The organism is Pseudomonas sp. V88_4 (assembly GCF_029967985.1).
In the GTDB taxonomy this organism is placed as follows: Bacteria; Pseudomonadota; Gammaproteobacteria; order Pseudomonadales; family Pseudomonadaceae; genus Aquipseudomonas; species Aquipseudomonas glycinae.
In genome coordinates, this window is the sequence record NZ_JASCAF010000041.1 from 139,256 (window position 1) to 150,681 (window position 11,426).

An 11,426-nucleotide genomic window follows, 5' to 3' on the forward strand; every position below is an offset into this window, starting at 1 on the left:
CTTAAACCGGCATCTGCATGATGTCTTGATAAGCCTGAACCAGCTTGTTGCGCACTTGGGTCAGGGCCTGGAACGACACGCTGGCCTTTTGCGAGGCAATCATCACGTCCGTCAGATCGACGCCGCTCTTGCCGATTTCGAACGCGTTGGCCAATTGGCTCGACGCCTGTTGGGTATCGTTCACTTTGTTGATGGCCTGACCGAGCATGTCGGAAAAGTTGCTGCCTGCCACTTCCGGGACAGCGGAAGTCGATTTCGGCTTCGACATGGCGTCCATTTGCATGGCCTTCATGTCCATCATCAACCGATTAAATTCAATACCTTGGCTCATGGTCTACTCTCTTGGGCGGCCCGCAATTTTTTGACACTCACTCGGCGGGTACTCAGGTGTTAGCAACAACGGTGCCAGCTCATGGGCACCGCTTTGAGAAAAGCCGTTTCAAACGTTTGCGCCACCCGTCAGGTGGCGAACAGGTAGCCTTCGACATCCATGCCCGCATCGCGCATTTGCGCCAGTTTGTACCGCAAGGTGCGCGGGCTGATGCCGAGTTTTTCCGCTGCTTCCTTGCGTCGACCGCGCTCGGTACGCAGGGTGTCGATGATCATCTGGAACTCGCGACGACGCAGGTCATCGCCCAGCGCACCGGCCGAATCCGCGTCGATTTCGACCTCTCGAATGATCGATGCGGCGGGCACCACCGCCGGCAATGGAGCAAACAACGCAGGCCCGGAGAGACAGAAATCCTGCGGCTGGATCAACCCGCCCTGCTGCAGAATCAAGGCCCGCTGAACCGCGTTATCCAGCTCGCGCACATTGCCCGGCCACGGATAACCGATCAGGCACGCTTGCGCCTCGGGCGAGAACTTCGCCATCGCATGCTTCATTTTATTGACGTGTTTGGCCAACAGACGCTCGGCCAGCGGCAGGATATCGGCGGTGCGCTCGCGCAACGGACGCCAGGCCAGGGGAAATACCGACAGACGATAATAGAGGTCTTCACGGAATCGCCCCGCCGCCACTTCACCGGCCAGATCGCGGTTGGTGGTGGCTACCACGCGAATATCGAGGGTGATCGGCTTGCGTGCGCCGACCCGCTCGACTTCCCGCTCCTGCAACACTCGCAGCAGCTTGGCTTGCAGGCCGAGGGGCATTTCGGAAATTTCGTCGAGCAGAATGGTGCCGCCGTCCGCCTGTTCGAACTTGCCGGCCTGGGCCGCGATGGCACCGGTGAACGAGCCCTTTTCGTGACCGAACAGAGTGGCTTCGAGCATGTTGTCCGGGATCGCCGCGCAGTTGATCGCAATGAATGGCTGACTGGCACGATGGGATTGCTGGTGGATGTAGCGCGCCAGCACTTCCTTGCCGGTGCCGGACTCGCCGGAAATCAGCACGGTCGAGTCGCTGCGCGCGACCCGCGCCGCCAGATCCAGCAATTGAGCACTGGCGGGCTCGACCGCGACCGGCCCTTCGGCATCGCTTGCACCAAGACTGCCCAAGGCGTGACGCGCCACCAGATCCAGCAGAGCCTTGGGCTCGAACGGCTTGACCAGATAATCCGCCGCGCCCTGGCGCATGGCATCGACCGCGCGCTCGACCGCGCCATGGGCGGTCATCAGCAGCACCGGCAATTGCGGTTGCCGCGCGCGCAGCAGGCCGAGCAATTGATGGCCGTCCATGCCCGGCATGTTGACGTCACTGACCACCAGACTGAACGCTTCGCGCTCGACGGCGTTCAGCGCCTCTTCGGCCGAACCCACCGCGTGATAGTCGTGACCGGCCAGCAACAGCGTATCGGCCAGCGCTTCGCGCAACGAGCGGTCATCCTCGACCAGCAGAACCTTGATGCCCATGACCTTCACTCAGCTCCCTGTACAGCAGAAAACAACGGCAGGATGACCTGCGCGCACGTACCGCGCCCGACCCGCGAACGCAGCTGCAATTCTCCCTGATGCGCACGCGCCACGGCCTTGACCACAGTCAGGCCCAGGCCGGTCCCGGTGACTTTGGTGGTGAAAAACGGCTCGCCCAGCCGCGCCAGCACCGCCGCATCAATACCGCTGCCGCTGTCACTGACACATAAACGCAAGGTGTTGTCGCGGGTATAGCAATGCACTTTCAGACGCACTTCACCGGCACTCGCCTGAATCGCGTTTTCAATCAGATTGAGCAGTGCCCCGACCAGCGTGTCGCGATTGCACAGCAACTCACCGGCATGGCTGTCGCACTGCCAGCGGATCGGCAGATCCTGCACGTGGGTCAGCGCCGCGGCCTGCAGCGACTGCATCAAGGCATTCGGCGTGACACGGTCGGTCAGCGGCAGCTCACCGCGAGCGAACACCAGCATGTCGCGCACCTGATGCTCCAGCTCGTGCAGACGCTCCTTGAGGCGACCGGCAAAACGCTGCTGGGTCGCGACCGGCAGTTCCTGCTCGGTCAAATGACTGGCGTACAGCAACGCGGCGGACAACGGCGTGCGGATCTGATGCGCCAGCGACGCAACCATCCGCCCCAGGGACGACAGCCGCTCGTGGCGGGCCAACTGATCCTGCAAGTGACGGGTTTCAGTCAGGTCGTTGAGCAGCACCAGCTGCCCCGGCTCGGCATCCAGCGAGCGGGTGGCAATCGACAGGCGTCGACCGTTCTTCAAGGAAATTTCGTGACCGTCGTCCTCACGGGGCGCAAAGCAACGGGCGATGACATGGCGCCACAGCTCACCTTCCAGCGGCAGGCCGAGCAGTTCGATGGCGGCAGGATTGGCCTCGCACACAATGCCATGACCGTCGATGACGATGACGCCACCGGGCAACAGATCGAGGAGATTTTGCAGACGGTTGGCCAGGCGTTCTTTTTCCGCCAGTTCCTGCATGCGCTGGGCGCTGACCACGGCCAGCTCGCCCTTGAGCTCGGTGACCCGGGCTTCGAGCATGCTGTAGGAGTCGGTCAACTGGCTGGACATCTGGTTGAACAGGGCGAATGCCTGCTCAAGCCCCTGGCGGCTCGCCTGCTCTACGGACGGCAGTTGCCCCGAGGACTCGGGAACAGAAGACATCTGGGAGGCTTGGGGCATTGTGCTCTCTCGCTTGGCTGACCGTCAGTGAAACGGAACGTTGCGAGGGATGTAGCAATACCCGTGCCTAAAAAAAACCGCTTATAAATGAAGCATTTGAAAAACAGGCGTCAATCATCCGCCTGTTCATCACCTTCACGACGGCTCATGCCGTACTTGCGCATCTTCTCCACCAGCGTGGTGCGGCGGATGCGCAGGCGTTCGGCGGCGCGGGCCACGATGCCGTTGGCATCGTCCAGCGCCTGCTGGATCAGGCCCTGCTCCAGACCACCGAGGTAGTCCTTCAGATCCAGACCTTCCGGCGGCAACAGGGCGTTGGCGCTGAAGTCCGGCGTATGGCCGTTGATCGCCACGCGCTCTTCCAGATCGCTGCGCAGGCTGTCGACCATCTGCTCGTCTTCGTCGTCGACGTAGCGGAATTTCTTCGGCAGCTCGACCACGCCGATCACCCCGTAAGGATGCATGATCGCCATGCGCTCCACCAGGTTGGCCAGCTCGCGGACGTTGCCCGGCCAGCCGTGGCGGCACAGCGACATGATCGCGGCGGAGTTGAAGCGGATCGAACCGCGCTTCTCGTGCTCCATACGCGAGATCAGCTCGTTCATCAGCAGCGGAATGTCTTCGACGCGCTCACGCAGCGGTGCCATCTCGATCGGGAACACGTTCAGGCGATAGTAGAGGTCTTCGCGGAAGGTGCCGATCTCGATCATGCTTTCGAGATTCTTGTGGGTCGCGGCAATGATCCGCACGTCGACGCTCTGGGTCTTGTTGCTGCCCACGCGCTCGAAGGTGCGCTCCTGCAGCACGCGCAGCAGCTTGACCTGCATCGGCAGCGGCATGTCGCCGATTTCGTCGAGGAACAGCGTACCGCCGTTGGCCAGCTCGAAGCGGCCGGCACGGCTGGTGATCGCGCCGGTAAAGGCGCCCTTCTCGTGACCGAACAGTTCGCTTTCCAGCAACTCGGCCGGGATCGCCCCGCAGTTGACCGGGACGAATGGCGCGTCACGCCGCTTGGAATGGTAATGCAGGTTGCGCGCAACCACTTCCTTGCCGGTCCCGGACTCGCCGAGGATCAGGACGCTGGCATCGGTGTCGGCCACTTGCTGCATCATCTGACGCACGTGCTGGATCGCGCGGCTGGTGCCGACGAGACTGCGGAAAAGGTTGGGTTCGCGATGACGGCCGCGCTCGCGAGCCTGGTCGTACATCTCGCGATAGACCTGGGCACGGTGCAGAGAATCGAGCAGCTTGCTGTAGCTCGGCGGCATTTCGAGAGTCGAAAGTACCCGGCGGCGCTGGTCTTCAGGCAAGTCAACCGAAGAATTATCGCCCATCAGCAAAACCGGAAGGAACTCATCCCAGGTTGAGAGTGTCTTTAGCAAGCCCAAAAGCGCACCAGGAGCATTAACCGTCCCGATCAGTACGCAAATGACCTCACGACTAGACGACAAAGAGCCGACTGCCTGCTGCCAGTCATGGCTTCCGCAGGGTAAATTTTCTTCGCCAAGAAAATTTAAGATCACCGCCAGGTCGCGGCGGCGGACGCTATCGTCATCGATCAGCAGAATTTTGGTTTCACGCCACATGCAATAGCAACTTCCCTAGTCAACTCAATGCCCAAAATGAGGGGCAAGCGAGACGCTTGCAGGACACCTTGTGCCTGTAGACGCCTGAAATCTGAAAACAGCCACTAGTTAAGTCAAAAAACCGTGCACAGTCAAATTTATGGCGCACATGTCTGGATTAACTGAGGGTTAATTAACCAAACAGATGGTAAACCTTTGCTGCGTTCTGCGCTTGGGTGATCTGCGACATCTCGTCGACTATCGCCTGACGCTCACCCATCGCCACTTCAAGCAGCTGCTTGTAGACATGCAGCAACTCTTCAAGATTATCGCGCAACGCGACCTCGTCCACCGAGGCTTCACTCAAGACATCTTCCATGCAGGAACGGCAATCCAGATCCAGTTGACCGATCGCCTCCCAGTTGCGCTCGGCCAGGGCTCCGACCAAGGCTACTCGGGTTTCTTCGATTCGCTGCAATACAAGACTCATGGTGATCTCCTCAGAACTGCGGAGCGGGCGCAGGTGCGATCGCGTCCCAGCCTTCCTTGACGGTGCTCAGCAAGCCGGCGACCTCATCTAGAATGCGCGGATCGCTGCTGATGTTCGCCTCGGCGAGACGCTTCATCATGTAGATGTAAAGACCGTCCAGATCAGCCAGCGTGTCCGCGGAATTTTCCAGATCCAGACCTTCACGCAGTCCGCTGACGATGCCGATGGCCTTGCTGATCGACGTGCACTTGGCCGGAATATCCTTGCGCTCGATCGCACCTTTGGCCTGAGCGATACGGTCCAGGCCGCCTTCCATCAGCATTTGCACCAGGCGATGAGGGCTCGCTTCAGATGTCTGAGCGTGCGCGCCTACTTTCTGGTATTGCCGAAGGGCTAACATCGGATTCATGTTCTACCTCATTTGCCACAATGACTCGTATGAACAGTGTATCGCCAGCGAGTCGAAAAACTTTAGACCACAAGACAAAAACCCGGCACACGCTCGAAAGCGTAGCCGGGTTTTTGTCGCTCTTGCATGTTACTTCGCGGATTGCTGTGCGTTGAGCGAGGCGAAGAACGACGTAATACTGCTTGCCGTAGACTTCATCTGACCTACCAGCAAGTCCATGGCGTTGTATTTTGCAGTCAACGTCTTGGTCAGGTTGGCAACACGCAGATCGAGCGCCAGTTGCTGACTGGTCAGGCTCTTGGTGTTGTTGTTCAGGATGCCCATGCGCTGATCAAGCAGGCCCTTGGCGGTAGGGAGACTACCGGCAGGAGGCTTCAGATACGGATCCACAGCCTTGCTCATGCGTGCCAACAGACCGTTGGTGTCATTGGTACCAGTAAACATCTGCTGGACCTGACCGGTCATGCCCGGCGTGGACATGGCCTTGTTGAAAGCAGTCGTATCGAGCGACAGGTTGCCGGTGAGTTTGTCGGTCATCACACCCAGCTGCGACAGATAGGCCATCGGGCTCCCCGCAGCAGCGGCACCCGGAGCTGTCAGCTGCCCACGAATATCGGCAATCAACGAACGTGGCAGAGAGTCACCTGTGAAGGCCGCCTGAACGGTCAGTTTGCCATCCTCATCCGGTGTTGCCTTGGACAAAGTGTCAATGGTGCTCTTCAAGGTATTGTAGGCATCAACGAATGCCTGAACAGACGTCTGCAAGCCCTTGGTGTTGGTATCGACAGTCACCGTGACCGGCGTCCCGGGCGTCGCCGGAACAGTCAGCAGGTTCAATGTCAGACCGCTGATTGCACCGGTCACCGTGTTGCTCTTGCTGGTTACCGCCAGACCGTCAATGGTCAACGAGGCATCCTGAGCGAGGCCGCCGACCGATCCGGACGCGCCCGCCGCCGGAGCAGCGCCCATCACCTGGGTGCCATCGATTTCCAGACCGGCAATACCGCTGACCGAGAGGTCGGAACCTGCACCCGTCTTGCTCGAACTGATCACCAACCGCGACGCACCGCTACTGTCGGTGACGATGTTGGCAGAAATACCGTTGGAGCCCTGAGCCGTGTTAATGGCGTCACGCGTGCTCTGCAAGGTCGCGTTGGCCGGAATCGTGACATTGTAATCAGTGCCATTCTGACTGATTTTCAGGGTACCACTCGGAATGGCACTGGCCGCACCGCCGGCAAAGGATGCACTGGCTACTTTCGAACCGGTGGCCAGTTTACTCACGACAACACTGTAAGTACCGGAAACTGCGGTGTTATCCGAAGTCACACCCAAAACCGCAGGCGTACTCGACGTGGCGGTGTAGCCGGCAAATGCAGGATTGGTCTTGCTGCCAAGGTTCGTCATCGCCGTCTGGAAGGCGGTCAGCGCACTCTTCAGCGTACCTACACCGGAAATCTTCAGCGTGTTGGTTTTCGTCGCATTGTCGATCTGCGTCTGCTTCGGCGACTTGTCGGCGTTGACCAGCGCAGTAACGATTGCACCGATGTCCAGGCCGGAACCCAGGCCCGAACCCGGTAAAATTGGACTTGCCATGTGCATCTCCCTTGGGTTGTTGCCAGTCTTTTGACCACTACCTGCGTCTAAAGAACTTCAAACACTATTCATGCCAGCTATCAGACTTTGGCGTCGAACAACACGTGACTTGCGTTGGCGAGGCTGTCTGCCAGCTTGAGGGCTTCTGCGGAAGGGATCTGTCGTACGACCTCGCCCGTCTCGCTTGCAATCACCTTGACGATGACCTTGCCGGAATGCTCGTCGATCGAGAATTCCAGATTGCGCTTGATCGACTGAACGAACTTCTCGATCTCCTGCACCGCCAGCTTCAGCTTGGTTTCATCTGCTTCCTGGCTCTTTTTCGAGGCAGGAACCGCTTCAACGGCCTGAGGCTTGGTCTCCGACGGCTTGTCGGTGACGGTATTGACTGGCTTGGGAGCCGGATAAGACACGTTAAGCTTGACGCTCATGTCCATGCTCATCACCTCATAACGTAAAAAGCGAGAGAGCACGCAAGCGCACTCCCCCGCTAAAACTCATTCCGAAATTACTGAAGCAGCTTCAGCACAGCGGAAGGCAGTTGGTTGGCTTGAGCCAGAACAGAGGTCGAAGCCTGTTGCAGGGTTTGCTGCTTGGTCAGGTTAGCAGTCTCTGCGGCGAAGTCGGTATCTTGTACGCGACCTTGTGCAGCAGTGGTGTTCTCGGTGATGTTCTGCAAGTTCTGGATGGTGCTGGTCAGACGGTTTTGCGAAGCACCCAGGCTGGCACGAGTTGCACCGATTGCAGCGATAGCGGCGTCGATTGCAGTGATCGCGTTGTCGATGTTCTGCGAAGCAGAACCAGCGCCAGTACCGGTGGTACCGGTCAGAACTACAGTACCGCTGCCTACGGACAGGCTGACGGCGTCGAACTTGGAGCTCAGTACCAGGTCGATGTGGTTAGCCGAACCGGTGTTTGCGCCCACTTGCAGGGTCACAGTACCAGCCGAACCGTCCAGCAGGTTTTTGCCGTTCAGGTTGGTAGCAGCCGAGATACGGGTGATCTCGTCGGACATCTGAGCGAATTCAGCGTTGGTAGCGGTCTGGTCAGCAGTGCCGTTGGTACCGTTACGTGCTTTAACAGCCAGTTCACGCATACGCTGCAGAATGTCGGTCGAAGCTTGCAGAGCGCCTTCAGCGGTCTGGGCAACGGAGATACCGTCGTTGGCGTTCTGGATTGCCTGGGTGTTACCGCGGATCTGGGAAGACATACGGTTGGAGATCTGCAGGCCAGCGGCGTCGTCTTTAGCGCTGTTGATTTTCAGGCCGGAAGACAGGCGCTGCATCGAAGTCGACAGAGCGTCGGAAGCGCGGTTCAGGTTTTTCTGAACGTTCAACGACGTGGTGTTGGTGTTTACTGTTAAAGCCATGACGAATTCCTCGTTGGTTGGGTACTGCGGCTTCCGGCCCTGGCAACCGCCGGGTATGGCCTAGAGAACCTTCGTAATAGTTATCGTCGGGTTTGCAGGTTGCTTGAGGGCTTTTTTGAAAAAATTTGCCATCACCCTGCCACCCCCTAGAAAACAAAGACTTAGCAGCACTTTACCCTCGAAAAAATGACGTCATAAAACCGTCCATGGCGCAAACCGGCGGGCCAGCGCCTTCGCCCCTCGTCAGGCGGACGATTGCTCCAGCAATTGGATCAACTCGTAGTCCATGAAATCGGCAAGTCCCAACCAGTCCTGACGCTCCTGGCACTCGAGCATTTGCGTGAGCAACTGCGCCCAGGCGTGCTGCTTCTGTACACCGGCCGACTGCAATGACCGCTGCGCGCCCTCGAATACATCGACCATGGTCAACGCGGCCTCGACGTCACGTCCCAAGCGGAACAGCCCGGCACACTGGTGGCACTCGTCTACCCAGCCTTTCAGTGCAGTCATTGCACAAACTCCTGATTGAACGCTGTACCGGCAATCTGCGCCCCCGCGCGGCTGCTGTTGAAGAACGCCACCTGCGGCTGACTGGCGATGTATCGTTCCAGCACGCACAGGTAACCGCGAAAATTGAGCTGGGTACTGACACGCTGGCCATATCCGTCACGCACCCAGTGCCGCGCCTGATTCACCGATGGCCCCAGGTCACCGTCATTCCAGCCGGCATGGGTCTTGTTCATCGGGAAGGCAAAATCGGCGCCGAACAGGGTGATGCGTGCAGCGCCCATCTTCACCGCCAGGTCCACGGCCGGGTGAATCACGCTGCCACCCACATGCAGCAGCGCCCTCGGGTGCTGCTCACGCAATGCCGCATAGACCGGACTGGCCGAGTAAGCGCCATAACGCCTGCCCTTCCAGGCCCTCAACACCTGCGGGTCACTCATCGGCAGATACACCAGCGGGATGCCGTCGGATTCCTCGAAGGGCAAATGCCGGAAGCTGATGCGCTGATCGATGCTCACCACATAGTCGGGCACGATCCCGTGCTCGCGCAGCGGCCGGTACGCGGTGTCGACGCAAATGAACAGCGGACGCTCCGCCCGCTCGCGAATCGCCGCCAGACGTTCGAAGTGCTGCTCAAGGGTCGGCCCGGTGCCGATCACGAAAATCTCCCGACCGGCACAGGTGCCGAACAGCGTCGCCACATCATCGTCAGCCAGCAATACCGGCAAGCAGTCCTGCAGACGCTGTTGAATGAACGGTGACTGCGGATCGAACTCGCGGTTGTTGAAGCTCAGGTGCACTTCGCTGACCAGCCGATCACGGATCTTCGCGTTGAAGTCATCGGCCAGCAGCATCTCGGCAGGCAATGCGAAAAACGGTGTGCAGATGTCGGGCAAGTCGCCGGCGTAGAGCAATTCAACCCGCCGATCCTGCAGCCACTCCCGCTGATCGAGCAGTTGCAGCACCAAAGCGAACAGCGCGCCATTGAGGATGTGCACATATAGCCGCTCAAGCCCGGAGCGTTCCAGCAGCACCGTGGGCAAATCCCCGAGTCCGGTGCCGTAGACATGCAGTTGCGGCTTGTCTGCCGGCAGGCTGGCAGCCTGAATCTGCGCTTCGCGGACACGGTCATGCCGACTGGTGAGCTGAATGCCGCCAACGCTCAGCGTCGAGCCCAGCCCCTGCGTCAGTTCGGCCTCGATTGCCGAACTGTCTTCGTTCAGCAATCGGGCGAACAGCGCCGGCCAGCGTCGTTCGATGACTTCAGCGTTGGCCTGGAAAAACTCACTCATGACGCCTCGCGCTCCCTTCAGGCAAAAAAATAGCGTTCAAGGTTAACCCCTGAACGCTATTTTTGTATCCGTCGTTCTTAGCGGATTCAAGGACGATAAATGATCGCCGAACCCCAAGACAGACCGACGCCGAAACCACTGATGGCGATGCGGCTCCAGTCGGAATCCATCACGTGTTTTTCCAGCAGTAATGGCACACTGGACGACACGGTATTACCGGTCTCGACCATGTCCTTGATGAACTTCTCCGGCTCGCCTTCGAAGCGCCGCGCCACGGCATCGACAATGGCCGCACTGCCCTGGTGAATGCAGAAGGCGTCGATGTCATCGGCCTTCAGGCCGGAATCGTCGAGCAACTCATGCAAGTGCGCCGGTACTTTGAGCAGTGCGAAGTTGAACACCTGGCGGCCGTTCATGAAGAACACGCCATCGGTGACTTTCAGGTGCGGTGCGCCGGAACCGTCGGTGCCAAATTTGGCCTTGCCGAGTGCCCAGACCGGGTCTTCCCCCATCCAGGTCGCGGTAGCGGCATCGCCGAACAACATGGTGGTGTTGCGATCTTCCGGATCAACGATCTTCGAATACGGGTCGGCTGTGATCAACAGGCCGTTCTTCAAACCGGCAGCTTCCATGAAGCCCTTGATCGCGTAGATGCCGTAAACGTAGCCAGAGCAACCCAGAGAAATATCGAACGCCGCGACATGGGTCGGCAGGCCGAGTTTGTCCTGGACGATGGCAGCGGTGTGCGGCAGGCCTTCTTCGTCACCGTTCTGGGTGACGACGATCAGTGCATCGATGGATTCACGTTTCAGTTCAGGGTTGTTGGCAAACAGCGCATTGGCCGCTTCAACGCACAGATCGGAGGTTTCCTGTTCCGCGTCTTTGCGTGGGAGGAAGGCCGAACCGATCTTGCCGAGGATGAATTCTTCATCCTTCTCGAATTTTGCACCTTGTGCGTAATTGTCCACGCCGGCTACAGGAACGTAGCTCGCAATGCTTTTTATGCCAATCATTACGGCTTCCCAATAATAAACAGCCCAATACCACCGCTCGCAAGGATTCGAGGGGCGCCGACAAACAGAAAACGGCCGCCACAACGGGCAGCCACGGGGAGCGCAAAGGGCTACCAC

12 protein-coding genes are annotated in these 11,426 nt (G+C 59.0%); all 12 read right to left on the reverse strand.

Going from position 1 to position 11,426, the window contains the following annotated elements:
* Position 1 precedes the first annotated feature (1 nt).
* The 12 genes from fliE to QLG12_RS18070 all read right to left on the reverse strand — a co-directional run bounded on the left by fliE (position 2) and on the right by QLG12_RS18070 (position 11,309).
* Entirely contained in the window at positions 2-331 is a 330-nt protein-coding gene (fliE, locus tag QLG12_RS18015) for a flagellar hook-basal body complex protein FliE (RefSeq protein WP_011333048.1), read from the reverse strand.
* 128 nt (positions 332-459) lie between these two features.
* Complete coding sequence (locus QLG12_RS18020) at positions 460-1,851, reverse strand: sigma-54 dependent transcriptional regulator (RefSeq protein WP_282475008.1); 1,392 nt, start codon at positions 1,849-1,851, stop codon at positions 460-462.
* 5 nt (positions 1,852-1,856) lie between these two features.
* Positions 1,857-3,050: an ATP-binding protein gene (locus QLG12_RS18025; RefSeq protein WP_162803862.1), complete on the reverse strand. Its 1,194-nt coding sequence runs from the start codon at positions 3,048-3,050 to the stop codon at positions 1,857-1,859.
* Between the two features lie 128 nt (positions 3,051-3,178).
* Positions 3,179-4,654, reverse strand: a complete 1,476-nt coding sequence (locus QLG12_RS18030; protein ID WP_039765583.1) for a sigma-54 dependent transcriptional regulator — start codon at positions 4,652-4,654, stop codon at positions 3,179-3,181.
* A gap of 172 nt (positions 4,655-4,826) precedes the next feature.
* Entirely contained in the window at positions 4,827-5,123 is a 297-nt protein-coding gene (locus QLG12_RS18035) for a hypothetical protein (RefSeq protein ID WP_039765621.1), read from the reverse strand.
* Positions 5,124-5,133: 10 nt separating this feature from the next.
* Complete coding sequence (gene fliS / locus QLG12_RS18040; protein ID WP_007958302.1) at positions 5,134-5,532, reverse strand: flagellar export chaperone FliS; 399 nt, start codon at positions 5,530-5,532, stop codon at positions 5,134-5,136.
* 129 nt (positions 5,533-5,661) lie between these two features.
* Complete coding sequence (gene fliD / locus QLG12_RS18045; RefSeq protein ID WP_108560260.1) at positions 5,662-7,128, reverse strand: flagellar filament capping protein FliD; 1,467 nt, start codon at positions 7,126-7,128, stop codon at positions 5,662-5,664.
* A gap of 80 nt (positions 7,129-7,208) precedes the next feature.
* A complete protein-coding gene (locus tag QLG12_RS18050) occupies positions 7,209-7,565 on the reverse strand; it encodes a flagellar protein FlaG (RefSeq protein WP_236193812.1) in 357 nt (118 codons plus the stop codon).
* A 71-nt stretch (positions 7,566-7,636) separates the two neighbouring features.
* A complete protein-coding gene (locus QLG12_RS18055; RefSeq protein ID WP_007958307.1) occupies positions 7,637-8,497 on the reverse strand; it encodes a flagellin domain-containing protein in 861 nt (286 codons plus the stop codon).
* A 243-nt stretch (positions 8,498-8,740) separates the two neighbouring features.
* Positions 8,741-9,007, reverse strand: a complete 267-nt coding sequence (locus QLG12_RS18060; RefSeq protein ID WP_236193814.1) for a hypothetical protein — start codon at positions 9,005-9,007, stop codon at positions 8,741-8,743.
* The gene (locus tag QLG12_RS18065) at positions 9,004-10,296 is read right to left on the reverse strand and encodes a 6-hydroxymethylpterin diphosphokinase MptE-like protein (RefSeq protein WP_236193815.1); all 1,293 of its coding nucleotides are present in this window, start codon (positions 10,294-10,296) and stop codon (positions 9,004-9,006) included. The genes QLG12_RS18060 and QLG12_RS18065 overlap by 4 nt, the downstream gene beginning before the upstream one ends.
* Positions 10,297-10,382: 86 nt before the next feature.
* Positions 10,383-11,309: a ketoacyl-ACP synthase III gene (locus QLG12_RS18070; RefSeq protein WP_108560254.1), complete on the reverse strand. Its 927-nt coding sequence runs from the start codon at positions 11,307-11,309 to the stop codon at positions 10,383-10,385.
* Positions 11,310-11,426: the final 117 nt, after the last annotated feature.